We start from the raw sequence: 22,090 nt of genomic DNA on the forward strand, positions 1-22,090 counted from the left end.
GCTCACTGCGGAGCCTTGATCATGTAGCCGACGCCGCGGACGGTGTGCAGCAGCGGCGTGCGGCCAGCGTCGATCTTCTTGCGCAGGTACGAGATGTACAGCTCGACGACCGAGGACTTGCCGCCGAAGTCGTAGCTCCAGACCCGGTCGAGGATCTGGGCCTTCGACAGCACCCGTCGCTCGTTGCGCATGAGGTAGCGGAGCAGCTCGAACTCGGTCGCGGTGAGCTCGATCTCGGTGCCGTCGCGCACGACCTCGTGGCTGTCCTCGTTGAGCGTGAGGTCGGCGACGCGCAGGATCGACTGCCCGTCGTCGGTGGTCGCGTGGCCGGTGCGGCGGATGATCGCGCGCAGTCGTGCGATGACCTCCTCCAGGCTGAACGGTTTGGTGACGTAGTCGTCACCGCCGGCGGTGAGGCCGGCGACGCGGTCGCCCACGGCATCCTTGGCGGTGAGGAACAGCACCGGGACGAGGTTCCCCGACTCGCGTAGCCGCTTCAACACGGACATGCCGTCGAGGTCGGGCATCATGATGTCGAGCACGAGCGCGTCGGGTTCGAACTCCCGCGCGACCTGGAGCGCTTCCATGCCGGACGAGGCCGTGCGCACCTCCCAGCCCTCCATGCGCAGGGCCATCGCGAGCAGGTCGGTCAGCATCTGCTCGTCGTCGACGGCGAGGATGCGCAGGGGGGTGCCGTCGGGGCGGCGCAGTTCGGGCAGGTCGCTGGTCATACCCCTATTCTGCGGAATCTCCTATGTGATTTCTATGGAGATCGCTATGTGTTGTCTGGGAGGCGTGGCGCGTGGTCATGCCAGCCGCTCGTCGGGGAGGGCGAGGAAGTCGATGCCGGCCTGCAGAGCGAGCCGGTCCGACAGCTCGCCGATCTCGCCGGGAAGGTGCCCTGCGGCGCGGACGCTCAGGCGACGCGGCCCGGTCAGCGCGTGATAGACGGCGAACTGGCCGCGGGGGTCGACGGCCGGATCGAGCACCGCCGCGGTCACGTGCACGGGAATCCGCAGCCGCCGTGCCGCGATCGCCGCGTCGAAGTAGTCGAGCACCGGGCGGTCCTCGGGGTGCTGGAGCAGATGCTGACGCACGGCCTCCCCGCTCCCCGTGCACCGACGTGTGAGCCGCACGTCGTGGTCACCGAAGCTCGGCACGTCCAGCACGCCGCGGCGGAAGCGGGCGTCCCAGGGGAGGGCCATCGCGCCGATGCCGCCGCCGAAGCTGCCGCCGCTGAAGTCGAGGGCCCCGGCCGCCGCGGGCACCATCTCGAGCAGGACGGTGGCGGCGCGCCAGATGTCCGCTGCGCTGAAGCGGTGCGAGTACGTGTCGCGGTGGGCGATCCCGGCCAGGACGTGCTCGTCAGGGAGGGCGGGGAAGCGGCTCGCGGTGCCGGCGTGCGTCCCGGGTGCGACCGGGAAGATCGCGGCCGTGTCGTCGGGCACCCGGTCGAGGTCGGGTGCTGCGCGGCCCCCGTAGCCGTGTCCGACGACGAGCCCGCGAGGTGCACTCCCGAGCGTGTGCGGCAGTACCACGTAGGCCGCAGCGGCCTCACCGGCCGAGGAGTGGAAGCGGATCTCCGAGACGCGGTGCGTCGCGGTCGGTGCGAGATCTCGGGTGAGCTCCCACGAGACGGGACCCGTGCCGAACTCCTCGAAGGTCGCGCGCCAGAAGTCGTCGAAGTCGTCCGGCTCGACGGGCGACGCGGGCGGGGTCAGCAGCGCGCTGAGTGAGTACTCGGTCAACTCGACGGGAGGATCCTGGGGCACCGCACGTGTCCTTTCGGGTGGTTCTGCCTGCTCGACGTTACCGGCGTGGCACGACGAGGCGGCGTCATGGCCCGCGAGGCCGACGCATTGACATGATCGCATACGGATTGCAGTATGTGCATCATGGATTCAATGCCTGGCGATGGAGCCGAAGACAATCCTCTGCTGTGGAGCCGACGCTCCGTCCTGCGAGCGCTCGTGATCGCGGGAGTGCTTCCCCCGGTGCTCGGGTCGTCGTACGGAGCCGCTCCCGCAGCGGCGACGGAGCTCACGACGACGGGCGGCGCGTACGCCGACGCCCTCCGGCGCCTCGACAAACCGAATCTCGCGTTCACGCAGGTCGCGCAGCTGGTCGGACAGAACCACCGGATGACGTTCTCCCAGGCCACGTGGGACGGCGGGGCCACGATCGTGCGCGACCTCGAGGTCGCGCACAACGGCGGGTGGCTGCAGGTCACCGACCCGGCGCACCGCTTCGACGAGCAGTGGCTCGTGCTGGAGGGGACACTGCCGTCGGGGAGTGCTCCCGAGCTGTACGGGCCGCTCGCACCGAGCTGGCTCGGCTTCACGTCGTACCAGGTGCTCGGCTCGCAGGCCATCGAGCTGACCACGAGCACCGACGACGTCGACCTGGTCGTCCGCTGGCGGCTGGAGGGCGCCCACCCTGAGGCGCACTACGTGCTGACCGCCAAGACCGCCGGTGACTACATCGTCGGCTACCAGAGCCAGGACGCGAAATCGCTCGACGACCTCGACGAGGTGCTGTGCGGGTCGTATCAGCACGCGCTCTCGGTGCTCGACGGATCCGCGCCCCTGGGCGCATGGGAGCTCTTCGCGCCGATGGCGCTGACCCAGTACGCCGTGGGCGATGTGGCCGTCACCTCGGGCGTGTACCTGCCCGCGGAAGTGGCCGAGTTCGTGCACGAGCGCCAGCTGATGGCCGACCGGCAGCCCTACGGGATGAGTCTGCGCAACGACAGCCTCGACATCGTGCCCAGCATGTATGCGCCGCAGCCGGGCCTGCGCACGGCCATGGCCGTCGGCGAGCAGCGCGGATTCGCGTTCGGCCTCGCGGCACGCCCGGACACGCTGTACGGCACGTACGCGCAGCTGTGCCGCAACGAGTACGGGCTGACCGCCTACCGCAGCAACGTCTACGACCGCTCGCTCACCGACGCCGTGCACGCGATGGCGGCGCTGATCGCGGTGGAACCCGACGGAGACGACTCGACCGACTACATCCCCTCGTACTCCGGGTGGTGGAACCGCGCCAAGGGGTTCGTCGACGTGGAGAACGAGGATGCCGTGCGCGCGGCGGCCAGCGGCGTCGTCCTCTCGGCGCACTATCTCACCGGCACTGCAGACGGCACTCTGTACGACCGCCGTGCGCGGCCGCTCGTCGAGTACCAGCTCTCCCGGAAGGGCATCGGGCACACACCGATGATCGGGAGCCCGGTCTACAACGACACGAGCCAGTACCGCATCGGCAGGATCCCCACGGATGCCGTGAACCTGGCGTCGCTCTACCAGCTCACGCACGGCCGCAACGCCGGCATCCAGCGGCTCGCGGTGAAGGCGACCAAGGCCGGCGTCGTCGGGCAGAGCAGGGCGCCGTTCTCGAACGCCCTCGCGACGTACCGGGTCACCGGGGATCCGGCTTACCTGGCGGAGGCGACGCTCATCGCCCGCCGCTACTCGCAGGAGCAGATCCTGGAGCCGTACCGCAGCAACGGTCAGCCGCCCGGCGGGTTCGCGTACAGCTTCTCGAAGTACTGGGTCGACCTGCTCGAGATGTTCGAGGCGACGGGTGAGGCCGAGTTCCTCGACGGTGCGTATCGGGAGGTCCAGCGCTTCATCACGCAGACGGCGGTCCGCCCGGTTCCGGGTGGCACGGTCACGGTACCGGCAGGGCACGTGATCAAGCAGCAGTACGACTGGGAGTCGCGTTCGTCGCTGCCGTCGTATCCGACCACGAACGTGCCGACCGAGACCGTCCCGGCCTGGTACGTGTCTCCCTCGGGTCTCACGTTCGAGGCGCTGTCGTCGTTCAAGCTCGGCGTCAGCACACTGACCAACCCGGGCGGGGGGTATGTGTTCAACCCGTGCTGGGCGGGTGCCCTGCTGCGACTGGCGCATCACACCGGCGACGAGCTGCTGGGCGACATCGCCCACAACATGGTGATCGGCCGGTTCACGACCTATCCCGGCTACTACGGCCGACAGTTCCAGGTCGCGCACATGAAGCCCGACTTCGCGACGAGCGGTCCGGTGGGCATCACCGGGTACTACTTCCATCACGCCCCCGCGCAGCTCGGCCTCGCGATGGACTACCTGCTCAGTGAGAGCTTCTACCGCAGCGGCGGGGCGATCGAGTTCCCGCACGTGTTCGAGGCCGACTTCGCCTACTTTAAGTTCTTCGCCTACGGCCACGCGCCCGGGACGTTCTTCGGCGAGGACGGCGTCTGGCCCTATCTCCCTGCGGGGCTGATCTCGGTCTCCAATCCGCTCGTCAACTGGATCGGCGGCGTCGGCAACGATGCTCTCTACGTCAGTCTCACCAACTCCGCCGGTGCGGCGCAGCAGGTGATCGTCGACCTCGCCACCGAGCTGACCGGCATTCCCCGGGGGTTCTCCGGTGCCGTCGAGCTGGTCACCGCCAACGGCGCCCGGTCCACCGGCGCGGCGGTCAGTGGCCGGGTCACCGTCAGTGTGCCGGCGCGCGGGCTCGTCGCCCTCGTCATCCGGAACGTGGACGTGCAGCGCCCCGGGCTGCCGTTCGACGACGTGGCCGATCATGGCCGCGACAGCTTCCACGAGGTCGACACCGACCCCGCCACCGACTACGGCATCGCCCGCGGGATGCTCCTGGTGCGGCCCGACGGACAGGGCTATGACGCCTACGTGCAGATCGACACCGAGCAGCAGGCGACGCTGTCGTATCGCATCGGCGGGAAGCCGGCGAAGCAGGCTCCCGCGAAGGCGTATCCCTACGAGTGGACGATCCCGGTAGACGACCTCACCGACAAATTCAGGTACACGATCACCACGGGCGGGACGACGACCGAAGAGGTGACCCTGCGGCTGCCCGCCCGGATCACCGGAGCCAACTCCGGAATCGTGGGCGACGTGATCGCGCAGGCGACGGGTACGGCCGGGGACCGCGTGCCGTTGACCTTCGAGGTGCGGAACGCGACCGGTGACCCGATCACCGGCGACATCACGGTGGCCCTGCCGGCGGGGTGGCAGCTCGACGGCACCGTACCGGCGATCACGGTCCCCGCGGAGGGCTCCGCGCGGGTGGAATCGGCGGCGATCATCGCGACGAACGCGGAGCTCGGCGAGGTCGATGTCACCGCGAACGTGACGGTCGCGGGGGAGGATCCGGTGCAGCTGCGCGCGGCTGCGATCGAGGTGATCGACCGTCGACGGCTGGTGTCACTCACCTCCGATGTCGAGATCGTCAGCGGGCCGGGCGCCGTCGCGAAGCTCACCGCGCTGGTCATCAACACGGGCGTCACCCCGCTGCAGGGCACGCTCGCGCTGTACGGCGTCAGCGGGTGGAGTGTGGGGCAGCAGAGCACGAGCATCACGGTGCCGCCGCGATCCGACCTCACCCACACCTGGACGGTGACCGCCGGGTCGGGCGTCGCGCCCGGCTCGTCGACGCGGTTCGAAGCGCGACTCGATCAGACCCTGCGCCGGGGCGTGCTCGTGCGCGTCGCCGACGAGGGTGTCATCGCGCACACCCAGTCCCCGTGGCCGGGCTACCTGGAGTCCGGCAACTGGTACCCCAGTGGACTCTCCGGATGGAACGGCACGAGGACGCGGTACAGCGACTCCGACTCGGTGGGCAGCACGGTGACGTGGAACGTGGAGCTGCCGGAGGCCGGTCTCTACCGCGTCTCGGTCTGGTATCCCACGAACTCGACGACCACGACCTCGGCGGCCTACGTCGTGGAGCATCAGGACGGCAGCTCCGAGGTCGTCGTGGACCAGACGCAGGGCGCGGCCGCCTGGCGTTCGCTCGGCTCGTTCCGCTACGCCGCCGGGGCCACCGGCACGGTCCGACTCGAGGTCCGCAACACCAGCATCCACCGGGTCAGCGCCGCACAGTTCGTGCGCATCGGGAACTGACGCGGAAGAGCGGGTGGGCGGCCGGAGAGATCCGGCCCGCCCACCCGTTCTTCGTCGGATGTCGCTGCGGGTCAGTGCCGCACGTACTCCTGGATCGCGTCCTCGTCGACGGTCACGCCGAGCCCGGGGCCGGTCGGCACCACGAAACCGCCGTCAGCGCGCACCTCGAGCGGGGTCGTCAGCAGGCGGTTGGCGACGGGAAGGGTGAACGGCTGGTACTCGAAGGCGAGGAGCGACGCGGCGCTCGCTGCGACATGCACACCGGCGGCCATCGCGATGCCGAACGCGGCGGAGTGGTGCGGCGCCACCGGCACGTGGAAGGCATCGGAGACCGCGGCGATCGCGAGGCCTTCGGTGATGCCGGTGCGGCCGATGTCGGGCTGGGTCAGACCGACCGCGCGGCGGGTGAGCCAGTCCGTGAACTCGAAGCGGCTGCGCATGGCCTCGCCGATCGCGATCGGGGTGGCGAGGGCGGTCGCGAGGTCGCGGTGCCCCTCGACGTCCTCCGGGGCGAGCGGCGCCTCGAAGAACCAGGCGCGCCGGTCGTCCAGCTCGCGGCCGAGTGCGCGTGCCTCGCCGAGCCGGTACGTCCAGTGCGCATCGAGCGCGACGTCGAGGTCGGGGTGCACACCGCGGACGGCGTCGTAGGTCGCCAGGTCGGTGCGGATGTCGACACCGAGGTGCAGCTTGATCCGGCGGACGCCGCCCTCCACGAGCTCTGCGGTCTTCTCGGCGCGCTCGACGTCATCGACACCGCGGATGCCGGAGACGTAGGTCGGCAGCACCTCGTGGAAGCGTCCGCCGGCGAGCTCGGACACCGAGAGGCCGGTGGCGTGGCCCCAGAGGTCCCAGAGCGCGATGTCGACGGCGGCCATGGCGTCGGCCTGATGCCCGGTGAGGTGTCCGCGCTCGCGCATCGACTCGGTCATGCGGTGCCACAGCGTGCGCACCGAGCGCGGATCCTCGCCGAGGATGAGCGGGGTGAGCAGGTTGTCGACGATGGCCGCGGCGACGACGGGGGCCACGGGGGCGAGGGCTTCGCCCCAGCCGACCAGACCCTCATCGGTCTCGATCTTGACGAGCAGCGTCTCGTAACCGGGGGAGTACAGGCTCCGCCACGGCGGACGGATGACGTACCCGCGGTGATCCACGGCGGTGTCGCCGGCGTACGAGTTGTTCGCATCCTCCTTCGACAGGTAGAGGGGGAAGGTCTGGACGCGCGTGATTCTCACTGGGGTCTCCAATAGACGGGGTGGTCGAACGGCCGGCGGCAGGTGCCGTCGTCAGAGGGGGGAAGCCGCAGTGCGGCCGAGGGTCAAAGCGCCGCGAACGCCGATGCGGTGCGCGACGGGCTGTACCCGAGGGCCACCGAGATCTCGTCGGCGGCTTCGATGAGCTGCAGGGCGAGCTCCTGATGCGGTTCGTGCAGATCGAGCACGGAGAGGGGGCCGCTGGCCGAGATGCCGGCGACGATCTCACCGGCCCGGTTGCGGATCGGCGCGGCGATGCAGGCGCGACCGAAGGCCAGCTCCTCGATCTCGGTCGCGTAGCCGCGGCTGCGCGTCTCGTCGAGTGCGGTCTGCATCGCCGCGCGGTCCACGATCGTGTGCGGCGTGAAGCGCTGCGGCGTCTGCGCGAAGTACTCGTCGACCTGTGCGTCGGACATGCCCGACAGCAGGGCCTTGCCGATGCCGGTGGCGTGCAGGGGCCCGGTCCGACCCGCCATGGCGAAGGACTTCGGCGCCAGGGCGCCCTCGAAGTTGCAGAGGTAGGTGAAGGTGAAACCGCTGAGCTCGGCCACGTTCACGCCGATCTCGATCCGGCGGGCGAGGTTCTGCGCGATCTGCCGCGAGGCGCGGAAGATGGGGGAACCGTTGATCGCGACCGTGCCCAGGGACACCGCCGCAGGGCCGAGGCGGTACAGGCCCGTGCGGGCGTCCTGCACCACGAACTTCATGCGGTCGAGTGCCGACATCATGCGAGAGACCGTCGACTGGCCGAGGCCGGTCAGCGTGCAGAGCTCGGAGACCCTCAGCTCGCCGGATTCCTCCGTGAAGCATGCGAGCAACGACATCGCCCGTTCGACGGTCTGCGTGCCGCCTACCGATTCCGACGCCATGGTGACTCCTCCTTGGTGATGTGGCCGCATCTGCGCGACCGCGGCTCGTCGCCGTTGCCAGTCATCCTATTCAGCGAAATGGCTTCGAGCAACACAAATGTGGGTGTCTTATGCATTTTGTGGATTTCGCATCCGCATTGTGGTTAACTGGCCGCACGTCGACGTCGACGACTGTGACGACGATGCGCAGGGCCCTCCGGGGTCGTCTCTACTGGAAAGTGACTGCAATGCAACAAGCCATACTCGAGCGGCCCGCAGAGAGCGAGCAGAAGGCCGTCGAGCCTCGCTCAGGGCGGCGCTCCACGTTGGGGGCGAAGGACCGCACCTTCGGTTTCATGATCGCACTTCCCGCGGTCCTCCTGTTCCTCGTGATCGCGATCTTCCCCCTCGTGTCGAGCATCTGGACCAGCCTCTACGACCAGTCGCTGCTCCGCCCGGAGCGCACGTTCGTCGGCCTCGACAACTACGTGGCGGTCTGGGACGAGTTCTTCGCCCGCCTCGGCACCACCCTGGTGTTCGCCTCGCTCGCGACGGTCTTCCCGCTCATCCTCGGCGTCGCCCTCGCGCTGCTGCTGAACGCCCGCATGCGCGGACGCAACATCCTGCGCGGCGCGCTCATGCTGCCGTGGCTGCTGCCCGGTGTGGTCGTCTCCTTCCTCTGGGCGTGGATCTTCAACGACAGCTACGGCGTCGTCAACCACGTGCTCTCGATCTTCGGGCTCCCCGAGGTCAGCATGCTCGGCACCCCGACCGGTGCGATGGCCGCGGTGGTCATCGCCAAGACCTGGCACTCGTTCCCGTGGATCATGGTCGTCGCCCTCGCGGTGCTCCAGACCCTGCCGAGCGAGCAGATCGAGGCCGCCACCATCGACGGTGCGACGCGTGCCCAGCGGTTCCGCCACATCTCGCTGCCGCACATCGCCGGCCCCGTCACCCTGGTCGCGGTGCTCGAGTTCATCTACAACTTCGGCAACTTCGACACCATCTTCGTGATGACCGGCGGTGGGCCGGGCAACTCGACCACGACGCTCGCGGTCAGCCTGTACGACCTCGCCTTCGGCAGCTACGAACTCGGCAAGGCCTCCGCCATGGGCGCCCTCTGGCTCGTCCTGCTCGCGATCATCACGAGCGGATACCTGTTCCTCAACCGACGGCTGGAGAAGTGATGCGCCGTAGTCGCGATGTGGGGGAGTCGATCATCCGCCCCCACCTGTCCATCCCGGGGCGCGTGCTGCTCCTGCTGCTGGCGCTGTTCGGCCTGCTGCCGGTCTACTGGCTCACGGCGACGGCGTTCACGAAGAAGGAGGACGTCTTCTCCCTGGATCGGCCGTTCTTCCCGGTCGACCCGACGTTCGACAACTTCATCGGCTTCTTCCAGAACGACCTCCTGCTGAAGAACCTGCTGAACAGCATCATCGTGTCCACCGGCACGGCCCTGCTCGCGGTGCTCGTCGGTGGTCTGATGGCGTACTCGCTGTCGAAGTTCCGCTACCGCGGCCGCAACGCGATCATGTTCATGTTCCTCATCGGCCAGCTGATCCCGGGCGCACTGCTGCTCATCTCGCTGTACCTGATGCTGAGCTCGGCCGGGCTGCTGTACACCTACACGGCGCTGATCATCTCGTTCACGACGTTCACCCTGCCGCTCGCGGTGTTCCTGCTGAAGGGCATCATCGACGCCCTTCCGGACGACATCCTCGAGGCGGCCAAGGTCGACGGCCTCTCACGCACCGGCACCATGTTCCGCATCGTGTTCCCGCTCGTGGTCCCCGGTCTCATCACCGCGGGCATGTTCGCCTTCATGCGCGGCTGGAGCGATCTCCTCTTCGCCCTCACGCTCGCCGGCCCCGACAAGCAGACGCTGCCGGCAGGTCTGACCCAGGCGTTCATCCGCGAGGGCACGGCCGACTGGCCGGCGCTCATGGCGGCGTCCCTCATCACGTCGCTCCCGCTCGTCATCATCTTCGTCCTCCTGCAGCGCTACTTCGTCTCCGGCCTCGCCGCCGGAGCGGTCAAGGGGTAGCCATGCGTCTCCCGAACAGCTCTACCCCCATCACCTCGAAGGAGCAGTCTCCATGACCATCTCGAACTCACAGCTGAGCCGCCGAGCCTTCCTCGGAGGCGGCACCGTGCTCGCCGCATTCGGTGCCCTCGCGCTCGCCGGGTGTGCAACGCCCGCCGCCCCCGGAGCCGGTGCCGGAGGGGCCTCGGCCGGTGCCGCGACGGAAGCTGCGACCATCAACTTCTACGGCAACTCACTCGGCGAGGAGGCGCTGAAGTCCGCGTGGCAGGGGATCCTCGACGGGTTCTCCAAGAAGGAGGGCGTCAAGGTCGCCCCGGTCATCTACCCGTACGACCAGGCGGCCACGCAGCTCGCCCTGACCGGGCGCTCCGGCAACCTCATGGGCGTCGGCCAGTCGGGCGGATGGCAGGTCCTCACGCCGATGAATGTGCTCGCCGACCTCACCGACCTCGCGAAGGGGCTCGGCATCCCGCAGGGCGTGCTCGACTCGTACACGATGGACGGCAAGCTGCTCGTGCTGCCGCTCACGGCCGCCGGCATCGGCATCATCACCAACGGCGAGATCGCGAAGAGCGTCGGCATCAAGTCGGGCATGACGGTGGAGCAGTTCGCCACCGCGCTCGAGAAGATCAAGAAGCAGGACAAGTCGCTGATCCCGTACGCCGCGGTCACCAAGAACCCCGACCTCAAGGACTCCGTGCCGTGGATGTGGGGCTTCGGCAGCGATGTCGTCACCGACGACCTCAAGTGCACGCTGGGCGACGCCGAGAGCGTCGAGGCCGTCACCTGGTACAAGTCCCTGCAGGACCAGGGTCTGACCCAGACGAACGTCGCCCGCAGCGATGCCCGCATCCTGTTCGCCAGCGGCCGGGCCGCGCTCTACGACGACGCCCCGCTCGCCTCGACCTTCGTCAAGACGAACGGTGCCGCGCAGAACATCATCGACAACATCGGAGCGATCTCGCGTCCGACGGCCGGGGGCAAGGACTCCTTCAACCGGGCCTGGGGCAGCGGCGTGTTCGCGACGGCGGGCGAGGGCGAGCTCACCAGCCGCGACTTCATCCTCTATGCGGCGACCAACGTCGAAGCGGCGACGGCGCTGTACGAGAACTCCGCCGTGGCTCCGGCCGCCAAGAGCGTCGCCGACAAGATCCCGGCGCTCGCGGCCGACAAGTTCCAGGGCGCGTTCCGCACGGAGGTCTCCGAGCACGCTCGTGGCGCCGCGTGGGACCGTGTCGCCGTGACGGCGCAGATCGATGCCGCGATCGGTGCCGGGGTCGCGACGATCCTCGCCGGTCAGGTCGAGGCCCAGGCCGGGCTCAACGCGCTGAAGAAGGAAGTCCAGGGGCTGCTCGACTCCAACGCCTGAGCCCCCGCACGAAGAAGGCCGCGTCCCGAAAGGGGACGCGGCCTTCTTCGTCGTGTGGACTGCGGGATCAGAGCCAGCGATCCCGCAGGACCGGCTTCAGCCAGGCTGCGGGGGACGAGATCGAGAGGCCGCCGTCGACCGCGATGGACGTTCCCGTGACGAAGGAGGCGGCGTCGGAAGCGAGGAATGCCACGACCGAGGCGACCTCCTCCGGTCGGCCGATGCGTCCGAGGGGGTAGCCCTCGCTCTCACCGGTGTCCGCGGCTGAGATGCTGCCCGGCTGCACGGCGTTGACCCGGATGCCCTGGGGGCCGTAGTCGAGCGCCAGCTGCCGCACGAGGCCGTCCACGCCCGCCTTGGCGGCCGCGTAGGCGGGCAGGGCAGGGGCGGCGAGCGATGAGTTCACCGAGGTGACCGCGACGATCGACGATCCGCGCGTGAGGCGGGGGAGTGCCGCCCGCGCCACGAAGAACGCCGAGTCCAGCGTCGCGCCGAGCGCTCCGCGCCAGTCTTCGTCGCTCGTGGCCTCGGCACGCCCGATCGGCATGCGGCCCGCGGCGAGCACCACCACGTCGAGCCGGCCCAGCGCCAGCTCGGCGTCGGCGACGGCGCGGTCGGCGGCCTCCGGCGCGCTGCAGTCCGCGACCAGGTAGCGCTCGAAGACCGGGTCCGCCGAGTCCTCGAGCCCCACGCCGACGACGGCGTCTCCGCCGTCGACGAAGGCGCGGGCGATCGCGAGTCCGATGTCGGAACTGCCGCCGATCAGCAGCACACCGCGGCGTGTCACACGCGCACCGTGGCGGGGATCGGGGGCAGGGCGAGCTCGTCGATCACGAGCTTGACCGAGGCGCGGCTGCCCGCGTCCAGGCGCGATGCGGGGTAGCGCACCGTGGCATGGTCGATCACGCCGCGTGCGACGAGCACCTCCTTGTGCACCGCCCAGGCGATGCCTCCCTGCAGACCGATGAGCACGAGAGGGAGCATACGACGGAACTCGGCACGCGCCTCCTCGACGCGCCCCTCGGTGAACAGCGCGAGCACGGGGCCGAGCAGGTCGGGGAACTCGCAGGCCGGCATCGTGCCCACCGCGCCCCTGGCGTACTCCTCCAGGCAGAACTGGGCGTTCTGACCGCCGAGCACCGCGAAGTCGGGGTCCTCGATCGCGGCGACGACCGCTCCGACCTTGGGGGCGGTCGGCGGCGCCTCGACCTTGACGGAATCGACGCCGTCGAGGCGGGCGATCTCGGCGATCAGGTTCGGCGCCATGGCCACGCCGGTGACGCCGGGCGCATCCTGCACCATGACGGAGAGCGAGGTCGCAGCGGCCACGTCGCCGTAGAAGTCCACGAGCGTGCCGGCGGGCGGCTTCACCATGAACGGCGGGAGCACCATGAGGGCATCCGCGCCGCCCTCCTCGGCGAGGAGGGACTGCTCGATGGACGTCGCGGTGGAGGTGCCGTTGACGCCGGCGATCACGGGGATCCGCCCGTCGACGACCCGGACGACATCGTCGAGGATCGTGCGGCGCTCCTCCGTCGTGAGGGCGAAGCCCTCGCTCGCCATCCCGAAGACGGCGACGCCGTCGACGCCGGAAGCGAGCTGGAACTCGACCAGTCGGCGCAGGCTCGCGCGGTCGAGGGCGCCCGTCTCGTCGAACGGAGTCGCCAGAATGGGCATCAGGCCGTGGAGTGTCGGAGCCATCAGCTGTTTCCCCGCTTCATCATCGTGTGTCCACATTTCTCGCAAGTGTTATGCATATTGTGAGATAGTCTGCCACATAACGGTTACGAGCTACCAGCGAAGGATGATCCGGATGTCGCACACCCCGCCCTCCCGAACCGTCGAGATCCTCTCCGACGCCCGTTACGTGCAGGCCGAATCGCCGCGCTGGGACGGTCGCGACGGCGGCCTCGCCTGGATCGACATGGCCACCGGGTCGCTGCATCGCGGTCGACTCGAGCACGGCAGGGTGATCCCCGAGACCGCGGTCGTCATCGGTGCGCAGATCGGAGCCCCGATCCCGCTCGCGGAGCCGGGTGCCGGATGGCTGGTGGGTGTCGATCGCCGCGTGGTGCACGTCGGCGACGACGCGGTCGTCACGGCGCTCACTGGCGACGTCGCCGCACCGGGCGACTACATGAACGACGGCGGCGGCGACCCCTCCGGCCGCTTCTGGGTGGGCAGTCAGTCGATGCCGCGGGATCCCCACTGCACGCTGTGGAGCATCGGCGCCGACGGCATCCCCGTCGCGCGCCTCGACGGTGTGACCGTGTCGAACGGCCTCGCCTTCGATCCGACGGGATCCACCCTCTACTACATCGACACCCTGCCGCACCGCAGCATCGAGGCTTTCGACGTGGCCCCCGACGGCACGCTGTCGAACCGCCGCACGGTGTGCCGCGTCGATGGCGGCAACCCCGACGGCATGACCATCGACTTCGACGGCAACCTCTGGGTCGCGGTGTGGGACGCCGCCGAAGTGCGTCGATACTCGCCCGAGGGCGAACTCCTGGAGACGATCGCCCTCCCGGCGAAGCGACCGACCGCGGTCGCCCTCGTCGGTTCGGTGCTCGTGATCACGACGGCGAGCATCGGACTCGCAGCACCCGGAGAGGCCGACGGCGCGCTGCTCGGCGTGCAGGTCGACGTCGGCGGGATTCCGGCGTGGCCCTGGGCGGGTGAGGCGCCCGTCCAGCACGGTGCCGGGTCGATCGCGGAGGCGGCGCTGTGAGCACCGTGGACAACGCGCAGCTCCGGGAGCGGCTGCGGACCGCGCGGCTCGTCGCGATCCTCCGGGGTACGGACGTCGATGCGACGGTTGCCGCGGCGCGCACGCTCATCGATGCGGGCGTCGTGACGCTGGAGATCGCCCTCACCCTGCCGGACGCCGAGGAAGCGATCGCCCAGGTCGTGCAGGACGCTCCGGACGAGGCGCTGATCGGCGCCGGGACCGTGCTCAGCGAGGCCGATGTGGAGCGCGCAGCAGCGGCCGGAGCGCAGTTCATGGTGACGCCCACCCTCAGCGCCTCGGTCGAGTACGCGGTCGCGCAGGGGATCGGCGTGCTCCCCGGGGTGTACACGCCCACGGAGATCCAGCGCGGTCACGACCTCGGCAGTGCGGCGGTCAAGCTGTTCCCGGCGTCGGCGCTCGGAGCCGGCTTCATCCGCGCGGTGCGCGATCCGTTCCCCGATGCGCGGATCATCCCCGTGGGCGGAGTGAGTGTCGACACCGTGGGCGAGTACCTGGCCGCGGGGGCGTTCGGCATCGGGGTCGGCGGACCCCTCGTCGGCGATGCCGCGACGCCCGGCGGCGATCTCGCGGCTCTCGCCGTTCGCGCCCGATCGTTCGTGGAGGCGCTGCACGGCGCCTGACCCCCGGTCACCCGTTCCATAGGTTCCTCATCACCCGTCCCTCGATCTCGCAAATGCGCGCTTCCTAACGTCGATCTCACCCCCGCGATGGCCGCGGCGGAAGGAGAGAGATGTACGGAACATATCTGCGGCGGGAACTCGCCGGCCGAAAGAAGCAGACGCTGATCGTGGCGGTCGGATTGGCGATCGCGATCGCCCTCGTGATCGTCGTCAACGCCCTGACGACCGGCGTGCGCGATGCGCAGACGCAGGCGCTGGAATCCGTCTACGGTGTCGGTACCGATCTCACCGTGACGGGGGCGGCCACCGAGCCCGGCGAGGGCGGAGGGCCCCGCTTCGACTTCGACGCGGACGCGGGGGAGACCGATGGTGAGACCACCACTCTCGCGCAGTCGACGCTGCGGACGGACTTCCTGCGCGGCACGCTCGACTCCTCGGTGCTCGACACGGTCGCATCCACGGAGGGTGTCGCAGCAGCCTCCGGTGCGTTGAGCCTCACGAACTCCACCTTCTCCGGTGAGATGCCCAGCGGCGGGTTCGCTCCGCAGGACGGCGGGCAGGGAGCCGCCCCCGAAGAGGGGCAGGCGCCCCCGGAGGGCGGACAGGGTGGCGGAGGATCGTTCGGCGTCGACTCGTTCTCCGTGCTCGGGATCGATCCCGCCGCGACGGCGATCGGCCCGCTCGCCTCGGCCGAGGTGAGCGAGGGACGCGGATTCGACGCGGACGACGGCGATGCCCTCGTCGCCCTCGTCGACGGCACATACGCCGCGACGAACGAGATCTCCGTCGGCGACGCCATCGATGTGGCCGGCTCCGACGTCGAGGTCGTCGGGCTCCTCGGCTCGACCTCGGACAGTGCGGACACCGCGGCGAACGTCTACCTGCCGTTGAGCACCGCGCAGACCCTCGCGGGAGTCGAGGACGTCGTCTCCACCGTGTACGTGCAGGCGGACTCGGCCGCGTCGATCGACGCCGTGCAATCCGCGCTCGCCGACGAGCTTCCGGAGGCGACCGTCACCTCGCAGTCCGAGCTCGCATCGACCGTCTCCGGATCACTCTCGAACGCGAGCGCCCTGATCACGAACCTCGGCACGTGGCTGTCGATCATCGTGCTCGCCGTCGCCGTGCTGCTCTCGGTGCTCCTCACCCTGTCGGGCGTCGGACGTCGCACCCGGGAGTTCGGCACGCTCAAGGCGATCGGCTGGTCGAACGGCAGGGTCGTGCGCCAGGTGGCGGGCGAGTCCATGGTGCAGGGCCTGATCGGTGGGGCCGTCGGGCTCGCCCTCGGTGTCGCCGGCATCGTGGTGATCAACATCCTGAAGCCCACTGTCGCGGCGAGCGGTGCCGGTCAGGGCCCCGGCGCCGGCGGCATGGGCGCCGGCCCGACCGGGGGCGCGGGTGGGATGGTGCCGACGCCGCAGGCGGCCGACATCGTGCTGCAGGCGCCGTTCACACCCTGGGTGCTGGTGGCAGCGGTGGGTCTCGCGGTGCTCGGCGGTCTCGTGGCGGGTGCATTCGGCGGTTGGCGCGCCGCGCGTCTCAGCCCGGCGGAAGCACTGCGGTCGGTCGCATGATCCCGTCCGGCATCGGCGACAGCGGCCCGTCCACAGCGGCATACGAGAAGGAGAAGCACATGACCATGGCAGACATCGTGGAGACCACAGGGGGTCCGGAGCAGGACCGACCGCTCTACCGCGCGGCAGGAGTGACGCGCACCTATACGCAGAAAGGACGCATCGTGAAGGCGCTGACCGGAGTGGATCTGCAGATTCTGCCCGGCGAGTTCGTCACGATCCAGGGCCCGACCGGGGGAGGGAAGTCGACGCTGCTGCAGCTGCTGGGCGCGCTCGACACTCCCTCCACCGGTTCGCTCCTGCTCGACGGTCGAGAGCTGTCCTCGGCGTCGGCGAAGGAGCTCGCTCGCATCCGTGCCGAGGAGATCGGCTTCGTCTTCCAGGGGTTCAACCTGATCCCCACGCTCACCGCCGCGGAGAACGTGGACATGGCGCTCGAGCCGTTGCACCTCGACAGGGAGGAACGGCGGAAGCGGGTCGCGGCGGCGCTGTCGCATGTCGGTCTCGACGACCGCGTCGACCACCTGCCCACTGAACTGTCGGGCGGGCAGCAGCAGCGTGTGGCGATCGCGCGGGCGATCGTGAAGCGCCCCCGGGTGCTCCTCGCGGATGAGCCGACCGGCAACCTCGACGAGAGCATGCGGGACGAGATCCTGACGCTGCTCCAGTCCCTGTGCGCGGAAGGCATCACCATCATCGTGGTCACCCACGATTCGGCGGTAGCCCGGCGGGCGACTCGACGTCTGCGCCTGACGAAGGGCGTCGTGCAGGACATCACGAAGTAGGGCGGTGCGGAGGACGGGGGCACGATGTCGGCGGCTCTGGCTACCATGTCGCCATGGCTGACAGCGCTGGTGCTCCCGATCCTTCCGTCCACCGTCCCTCGACCGTCGACGAAGTCGCCGAGGTCGTGAGACGCGCCTCCCGCGAGGCCGTCCCCGTGACCGTCGTCGCCGGCGGGCACGGGCCGTGGTCGCACGCACCCGCCGACGGGATCCGTCTCGAACTCGGTGGCCTGTCCGGCATCGAGGTCGAGGGAACGACCGTGCGCATCGGAGGAGGGGCGGTCTGGGGCGATGTCGCCACGGCCCTCGCCGCACACGGTCTCGCGCTGAGCTCCGGCGACACCGCCTCGGTCGGCGTCGGAGGGCTCACGCTCGGCGGCGGAATCGGATGGATGGTGCGGGCCTGGGGTCTCGCCGCAGACCAGCTGATCGGCGCGCAGGTCGTCACCGCCTCGGGCGAGGTGGTCGACGCATCTTCCGAGACGAACCCCGAGCTCTTCTGGGCACTGCGCGGCGGCGGCGGCAACTTCGGCGTGGTCACGCGCTTCGACTTCGCCGCGCATCCGCTGGCCGGGATCGCCTTCGCCGAGAGTGTGATCGACGGTGATGCGACCGCGGTGCTGCGTGCCGCGCGCGATCTGCTCCGCGACGCTCCGCGTGAGCTCACGGTCACGTACATGGACGTGCCGCCGATGGACCCGAGCGCACCGGCGGGAGCGCGCCTGAGCGCGGTGTGGGCGGCACCGGAGCCCGACCGCTTGCGCGCCGTGTGGGAGCCGATCTCCGCGCTCCCCGGCGTGCAGACGCAGGTGACGACTCCGCCGTATCGCGAGGTCCTGATGGAGATGCCCCAGCCCGAGGGGGATGACGCGCCCGCCCCTCCCGGCTTCCTCGGCGGCAACGGGCTCTACGCCGAGCTCGATGACGCGCTGATCGAGCGGCTCGTCGCGTTCCGGCGCACGTACCCGGCCTCGGTGGTCTTCCTCCGGTCGCTGGGCGGCGCGTTCCACGACGTCGCGCAGGAGGAGACGGCGTTCCCGGCGCGTGCGGCGAACTGGTTCGTGATGGCCGGGGCGTTCGACATCCCCGGCATGCTCGACGAGCAGACCCGTTCGGCGATCGACGCGGACGGCGAGGGCATCCGGGCCGGTCGCCTGGCGGAGTACGGCAACTTCGCCGACACCGAGCGGCCGGATGCGGTTCCGGGGATGTTCTCGGCGGAGGCGCTCACGCGGCTGCGCGCGACCAAGGCCGCGTGGGATCCGCAGAACATCTTCCGGCGCAACCACAACATCCTCGTGTGATGCACGAAGGGCCGGACACCTCGCGGTGCCCGGCCCTACGTGAGGAGACGTCAGTGCGTGTCTTCCGCCTCGATCTCGGTGCGGTCGCCCGACCACAGCGTGTGGAAGGTGCCTTCCTTGTCGATGCGCTTGTAGGTGTGCGCGCCGAAGAAGTCGCGCTGCCCCTGCACGAGCGCGGCGGGGAGGCGGTCGGCACGGATGCCGTCGTAGTACGACAGCGACGACGAGAACGCCGGCGCCGGGATACCGGCCTCGGCTGCCGCGATGACGACTCGGCGCCAGGCGGCCTGGGCGCGGGTGATCGCCTCGGTGAAGTACGGGGCGGTGAGCAGGACCGGCAGGTCCGGCGTCTCGGCGTAGGCGTCGGCGATGCGGTTGAGGAACTGGGCGCGGATGATGCAGCCGCCGCGCCAGATCTTGCTGATCGCGCCGAGGTCGATGTTCCAGCCGTACTCGGCGGCGCCGGCGCGGATCTCGTCGAAGCCCTGCGAGTACGCGACGATCTTCGAGGCGTAGAGGGCGAGGCGGACGTCTTCGATGAACGCGTCGGTGTCCTCGACCGAGAACTCCTCCTCCGGGCCCGGCAGGTCGCGGGAGACCGCGCGCTGCTCGGGGTGCGAGGAGAGCGAGCGGGCGAAGGTCGCCTCGGCGATGCCCGAGACGGGGACGCCGAGCGAGAGCGCGGTCTGCACCGTCCACGCGCCGGTTCCCTTGGCGCCGGCCTGATCCAGGATCACGTCGACGAGCGGCTTGCCGGTCTCGGCATCCACCTGGCGGAGCACCTCGGCGGTGATCTCGATCAGGTAGGACTCCAGCTCGCCGCGGTTCCACTCGGCGAAGATCTCTGCGATCTCCGCGGGGGTCTTGCCCGTGCCGCGGCGGATCAGGTCGTACGCTTCGGCGATCAGCTGCATGTCGGCGTACTCGATGCCGTTGTGCACCATCTTCACGAAGTGTCCGGCGCCGTCGTGGCCGACGTGCGTGACGCACGGCTCGCCCTCGGCGACCGCCGCGATCGAGCGCAGGATCGGTCCGAGCGTGACCCAGGACTCGTCCGAGCCGCCGGGCATGATCGACGGGCCGAGCAGGGCGCCCTCCTCGCCGCCGGAGATGCCGGCGCCGACGAAGTTGATGCCCGTCTCGCGGACGGCCTTCTCGCGACGGATCGTGTCGGGGAAGTAGGCGTTGCCGCCGTCGACGATGATGTCGCCCGGCTCGAAGACCTCGACCAGGGAGTCGATCACGGCGTCGGTCGGGCCGCCGGCCTTGACCATGATGATCGCGGTGCGCGGCTTCTGCAGCGAGGCGGCGAACTCCTGGTAGGTGCGGGCCGGGACGAATCCGGCCTCGGGGTGCTCGTCGAGGAGCGTCTGGGTCTTCTCGTAGCTGCGGTTGAAGATCGCCACGGTGTTCCCCTCGCGGCTGGCGAGGTTGCGGGCGAGGTTCGATCCCATGACGGCGAGTCCGACGACTCCGATGTTCGCTGATGCTTCGGGCACAGAAGGCTCCTCGAGGGTGAAGAAGGGGTGGTTTCAGCGTATCGCTGTCCGGGAGGTCAGTGCTCGTCCGTGTCACGCGACGCGATGAAGCGCCGCGACACGGCGATGTCGCGGTCTCCGAGGCCCGCGGCCACCAGCTCGTCGAACGCGGCGCGCAGGGTGGGAAGGAGCACGGGGGAGGTGCCGGTGGCCTCGGCGATGTCAGCGGCGAAGCCGAGATCCTTCACCATGTACTCCGCGACGCCGCTGGGGGAGTCGTCGCCCGTGACGAGCTTCTCGCGTCGGCTGTCGAGCAGTCGCGAACCCGCATAGCCGCCGGAGAGCAGTGACCAGAGGGCATCGAGGTCGAGTCCGGAGCGGTCGGCGAGCACCGTGGCCTCTCCGAGCGCGAGGATGGTGGCGGAGACCACGAGCTGATTGCAGGCCTTGGCGACCTCGCCCGCGCCCAGCGGCCCGAGCAGGACGGGGGTGCCGCACGGAGCCAGCACCTCGGCCGCGAGGGCTGCGTCCTCGGGATCGCCGCCGAGCATGATCGAGAGGGTCCCGGCGATGGCCCCGTCCTCGCCGCCGGAGACCGGGCAGTCCACGACTCGCACCCGTCCGTCGGTCTGCGCGCCGATGCGCTGCGCGAGCGCACGGACGGCCGGGGCCGACGAGGTGGATCCGATCATGATGAGCAGCTCGCCGGCATCCGCGAGGAGCCCGTCCGGGCCGTCGAGCATCGCCTCGAACGGGGGAAGATCCGGCAGCATCATCAGGAGGACGTCTACTCTGGAGGCGAGTTCGCGCGGCGTCTCCGCCCAGTCGGCTCCGGCTGTCAGCAGTTCCGGCTGCGGGCGGCGGGCGTGGATCACCAGTCGGCCGTGCGCGGCGAGCAGATGGTCGGCCATCGGGCGGCCCATGGCGCCGAGTCCGACGGCTCCGACGGTGACGGATGAGATGTCCATGGGCACACCGTAGCAACAATCCAACGGAGAGAACAGTGTCCAACGGGATGGATCTGAGCTAAAGTGAGGGATTCCAGATTTCCCGAGGAAGGGATCAGCATGACGGGGACCGAGAAGAAGCTGCGCGCCGTCGTGACGGTACCGCTGCGCGAAGACCTCTGCCGGCTCATCGAAGAGCTCGAGCCTCGCGTCGAGGTGGTCCGCGATCACTCGCTCCTCCCGCCGATGCGGGGGCCTGCGGATTGGTCCGGCGACCCGGACTTCGCACGCACCGCGAGCGAGCAGCAGGCCTTCGACGAACTGGTCGACTCCGCCGACGTGCTCTTCGGCATCCCCGATGTGGACGCCGCAGCGCTCGCCCGCACGGTGGCGGCGAACCCTCGACTGCGCTGGGTCATGACGACGGCGGCGGGCGGCGGGGCGGCGGTCAAGGCCGCAGCGCTCGACCGCGCAGACCTCGATCGGGTCGTCTTCACCACCAGTGCGGGCGTGCACGGCGGGCCGCTGGCCGAGTTCGCGGTGTTCGGCGTGATGGCGGGAGCGAAGAACCTCCCTCGCCTCCTCGCGGATCAGAGCACCCGCACCTGGCCCGACCGCTGGGAGATGCGGCAGCTCGACGAGATGACCGTGCTGATCGTCGGCCTCGGCGGGATCGGCGCGGAATGCGCGCGTCGCTTCCATGCCCTCGGTGCGAGGGTGTGGGGCACGACGAGGTCGGGCGAGCCGGTCGCCGGCGTCGATCGCCTGGTGCGGCTCGAGGAGCTGCGCGACGCGGTGGCCCACGTCGATGCGATCGTGGTGACGCTGCCCGGCACCGCCCAGACCCATCACCTGATCGGTGCCGACGTCCTCGCTGCGGTGAAGCCGGGGGCGATCATCACCAACGTCGGTCGCGGCTCGGTCGTCGACGAGACCGCCCTGCTCGCGGCTCTCGACGACGGTCGGATCTCCTTCGCCGCTCTCGATGTCTTCGAGCGGGAGCCCCTCGACGATGCTTCGCCGCTGTGGACGCATCCGAACGTGCTGGTGAGCCCGCACACGGCCGCGCTCAACTCGAAGGAGGAGGAGCGGATCGCCCGGCGCTTCGCGGAGAACGCGGCGCGCCTGCTCGATGGCGAGCCGCTGACCGCCGTGGTCGATACGGTCGAGTTCTACTGATCCGCAGGCGGGTGCGCGTGCACCCGCGGCCCCA

Annotated in this window: 18 protein-coding genes; 10 read left to right on the forward strand and 8 right to left on the reverse strand. The window is 69.8% G+C overall.

Annotated features, from left to right (window positions below):
• Nucleotides 1-2 precede the first annotated feature (2 nt).
• Both GZ67_RS0104935 and GZ67_RS0104940 read right to left on the reverse strand, forming a co-directional pair.
• On the reverse strand, nucleotides 3-731 hold the full coding sequence (locus GZ67_RS0104935; protein WP_029262591.1) for a response regulator transcription factor: 729 nt from the start codon (nucleotides 729-731) through the stop codon (nucleotides 3-5).
• Between the two features lie 75 nt (nucleotides 732-806).
• Nucleotides 807-1,772, reverse strand: a complete 966-nt coding sequence (locus tag GZ67_RS0104940) for an acetylxylan esterase (RefSeq protein ID WP_051662339.1) — start codon at nucleotides 1,770-1,772, stop codon at nucleotides 807-809.
• Nucleotides 1,773-1,895: 123 nt separating this feature from the next.
• Here GZ67_RS0104940 and GZ67_RS19615 point away from each other — a divergent pair, with 123 nt between their 5' ends.
• Nucleotides 1,896-5,906, forward strand: coding sequence for a golvesin C-terminal-like domain-containing protein (locus GZ67_RS19615; protein WP_136025734.1), 4,011 nt, complete (start codon nucleotides 1,896-1,898; stop codon nucleotides 5,904-5,906).
• A 71-nt stretch (nucleotides 5,907-5,977) separates the two neighbouring features.
• Here GZ67_RS19615 and GZ67_RS0104950 read toward each other — a convergent pair whose 3' ends face one another.
• Entirely contained in the window at nucleotides 5,978-7,138 is a 1,161-nt protein-coding gene (locus GZ67_RS0104950; protein ID WP_029262589.1) for a mandelate racemase/muconate lactonizing enzyme family protein, read from the reverse strand.
• 83 nt (nucleotides 7,139-7,221) lie between these two features.
• Nucleotides 7,222-8,025 carry an IclR family transcriptional regulator gene (locus tag GZ67_RS0104955; RefSeq protein WP_029273785.1) on the reverse strand — a complete coding sequence of 268 codons (804 nt, stop codon included), beginning with the start codon at nucleotides 8,023-8,025 and terminating at the stop codon, nucleotides 7,222-7,224.
• Between the two features lie 335 nt (nucleotides 8,026-8,360).
• Here GZ67_RS0104955 and GZ67_RS0104960 point away from each other — a divergent pair, with 335 nt between their 5' ends.
• The 3 genes from GZ67_RS0104960 to GZ67_RS19620 are packed head-to-tail and all read left to right on the forward strand — an operon-like array spanning nucleotide 8,361 to nucleotide 11,417.
• Nucleotides 8,361-9,191 (forward strand): carbohydrate ABC transporter permease, encoded by an 831-nt coding sequence (locus tag GZ67_RS0104960; protein WP_231481692.1) that lies wholly within the window; start codon nucleotides 8,361-8,363, stop codon nucleotides 9,189-9,191.
• On the forward strand, nucleotides 9,191-10,048 hold the full coding sequence (locus GZ67_RS0104965; RefSeq protein ID WP_051662341.1) for a carbohydrate ABC transporter permease: 858 nt from the start codon (nucleotides 9,191-9,193) through the stop codon (nucleotides 10,046-10,048). The genes GZ67_RS0104960 and GZ67_RS0104965 overlap by 1 nt, the downstream gene beginning before the upstream one ends.
• A 52-nt stretch (nucleotides 10,049-10,100) precedes the next feature.
• Nucleotides 10,101-11,417 carry an extracellular solute-binding protein gene (locus tag GZ67_RS19620; protein ID WP_036303617.1) on the forward strand — a complete coding sequence of 439 codons (1,317 nt, stop codon included), beginning with the start codon at nucleotides 10,101-10,103 and terminating at the stop codon, nucleotides 11,415-11,417.
• A gap of 67 nt (nucleotides 11,418-11,484) precedes the next feature.
• Here the strand turns inward: GZ67_RS19620 and GZ67_RS0104975 are convergent, their stop codons facing one another.
• Both GZ67_RS0104975 and GZ67_RS0104980 read right to left on the reverse strand, forming a co-directional pair.
• Entirely contained in the window at nucleotides 11,485-12,204 is a 720-nt protein-coding gene (locus GZ67_RS0104975) for an SDR family NAD(P)-dependent oxidoreductase (RefSeq protein ID WP_029262584.1), read from the reverse strand.
• Nucleotides 12,201-13,118 carry a dihydrodipicolinate synthase family protein gene (locus tag GZ67_RS0104980; protein WP_029262583.1) on the reverse strand — a complete coding sequence of 306 codons (918 nt, stop codon included), beginning with the start codon at nucleotides 13,116-13,118 and terminating at the stop codon, nucleotides 12,201-12,203. The genes GZ67_RS0104975 and GZ67_RS0104980 overlap by 4 nt, the downstream gene beginning before the upstream one ends.
• Before the next feature lie 112 nt (nucleotides 13,119-13,230).
• Between GZ67_RS0104980 and GZ67_RS20060 the strand changes: the two genes are divergently transcribed.
• The 5 genes from GZ67_RS20060 to GZ67_RS0105005 all read left to right on the forward strand — a co-directional run bounded on the left by GZ67_RS20060 (nucleotide 13,231) and on the right by GZ67_RS0105005 (nucleotide 18,452).
• Nucleotides 13,231-14,148: an SMP-30/gluconolactonase/LRE family protein gene (locus tag GZ67_RS20060; RefSeq protein ID WP_051662342.1), complete on the forward strand. Its 918-nt coding sequence runs from the start codon at nucleotides 13,231-13,233 to the stop codon at nucleotides 14,146-14,148.
• A complete protein-coding gene (locus tag GZ67_RS0104990) occupies nucleotides 14,145-14,789 on the forward strand; it encodes a bifunctional 4-hydroxy-2-oxoglutarate aldolase/2-dehydro-3-deoxy-phosphogluconate aldolase (RefSeq protein WP_197021054.1) in 645 nt (214 codons plus the stop codon). Before GZ67_RS20060 ends, GZ67_RS0104990 begins: the two co-directional genes overlap by 4 nt.
• A 110-nt stretch (nucleotides 14,790-14,899) precedes the next feature.
• Entirely contained in the window at nucleotides 14,900-16,363 is a 1,464-nt protein-coding gene (locus GZ67_RS0104995) for an ABC transporter permease (protein WP_029262580.1), read from the forward strand.
• A gap of 59 nt (nucleotides 16,364-16,422) precedes the next feature.
• On the forward strand, nucleotides 16,423-17,148 hold the full coding sequence (locus GZ67_RS0105000; RefSeq protein ID WP_081859887.1) for an ABC transporter ATP-binding protein: 726 nt from the start codon (nucleotides 16,423-16,425) through the stop codon (nucleotides 17,146-17,148).
• A 53-nt stretch (nucleotides 17,149-17,201) separates the two neighbouring features.
• Entirely contained in the window at nucleotides 17,202-18,452 is a 1,251-nt protein-coding gene (locus GZ67_RS0105005; RefSeq protein ID WP_081859883.1) for an FAD-binding oxidoreductase, read from the forward strand.
• Nucleotides 18,453-18,502: 50 nt separating this feature from the next.
• Here GZ67_RS0105005 and gndA read toward each other — a convergent pair whose 3' ends face one another.
• Nucleotides 18,503-19,951, reverse strand: coding sequence for an NADP-dependent phosphogluconate dehydrogenase (gndA, locus tag GZ67_RS0105010; RefSeq protein ID WP_029262577.1), 1,449 nt, complete (start codon nucleotides 19,949-19,951; stop codon nucleotides 18,503-18,505).
• A gap of 56 nt (nucleotides 19,952-20,007) precedes the next feature.
• Nucleotides 20,008-20,898, reverse strand: a complete 891-nt coding sequence (locus GZ67_RS0105015; RefSeq protein WP_029262576.1) for an NAD(P)-dependent oxidoreductase — start codon at nucleotides 20,896-20,898, stop codon at nucleotides 20,008-20,010.
• 99 nt (nucleotides 20,899-20,997) lie between these two features.
• Here GZ67_RS0105015 and GZ67_RS0105020 point away from each other — a divergent pair, with 99 nt between their 5' ends.
• A complete protein-coding gene (locus tag GZ67_RS0105020; protein WP_029262575.1) occupies nucleotides 20,998-22,056 on the forward strand; it encodes a D-2-hydroxyacid dehydrogenase in 1,059 nt (352 codons plus the stop codon).
• Nucleotides 22,057-22,090: the final 34 nt, after the last annotated feature.

This window comes from Microbacterium sp. Cr-K20 (genome assembly GCF_000708325.1).
Lineage (GTDB): Bacteria > Actinomycetota > Actinomycetes > Actinomycetales > Microbacteriaceae > Microbacterium.

Coding starts and splice junctions, on each gene's coding strand:
- GZ67_RS0104935 (WP_029262591.1), bottom strand. CDS start 731: ATGACCAGCGACCTGCCCGAACTGCGCCGCCCCGACGGCACCCCCCTG.
- GZ67_RS19615 (WP_136025734.1), top strand. CDS start 1,896: ATGGATTCAATGCCTGGCGATGGAGCCGAAGACAATCCTCTGCTGTGG.
- GZ67_RS0104955 (WP_029273785.1), bottom strand. CDS start 8,025: ATGGCGTCGGAATCGGTAGGCGGCACGCAGACCGTCGAACGGGCGATG.
- GZ67_RS0104960 (WP_231481692.1), top strand. CDS start 8,361: ATGATCGCACTTCCCGCGGTCCTCCTGTTCCTCGTGATCGCGATCTTC.
- GZ67_RS0104965 (WP_051662341.1), top strand. CDS start 9,191: ATGCGCCGTAGTCGCGATGTGGGGGAGTCGATCATCCGCCCCCACCTG.
- GZ67_RS19620 (WP_036303617.1), top strand. CDS start 10,101: ATGACCATCTCGAACTCACAGCTGAGCCGCCGAGCCTTCCTCGGAGGC.
- GZ67_RS0104980 (WP_029262583.1), bottom strand. CDS start 13,118: ATGGCTCCGACACTCCACGGCCTGATGCCCATTCTGGCGACTCCGTTC.
- GZ67_RS20060 (WP_051662342.1), top strand. CDS start 13,231: ATGTCGCACACCCCGCCCTCCCGAACCGTCGAGATCCTCTCCGACGCC.
- GZ67_RS0104995 (WP_029262580.1), top strand. CDS start 14,900: ATGTACGGAACATATCTGCGGCGGGAACTCGCCGGCCGAAAGAAGCAG.
- GZ67_RS0105000 (WP_081859887.1), top strand. CDS start 16,423: ATGACCATGGCAGACATCGTGGAGACCACAGGGGGTCCGGAGCAGGAC.
- GZ67_RS0105005 (WP_081859883.1), top strand. CDS start 17,202: ATGGCTGACAGCGCTGGTGCTCCCGATCCTTCCGTCCACCGTCCCTCG.
- GZ67_RS0105015 (WP_029262576.1), bottom strand. CDS start 20,898: ATGGACATCTCATCCGTCACCGTCGGAGCCGTCGGACTCGGCGCCATG.
- GZ67_RS0105020 (WP_029262575.1), top strand. CDS start 20,998: ATGACGGGGACCGAGAAGAAGCTGCGCGCCGTCGTGACGGTACCGCTG.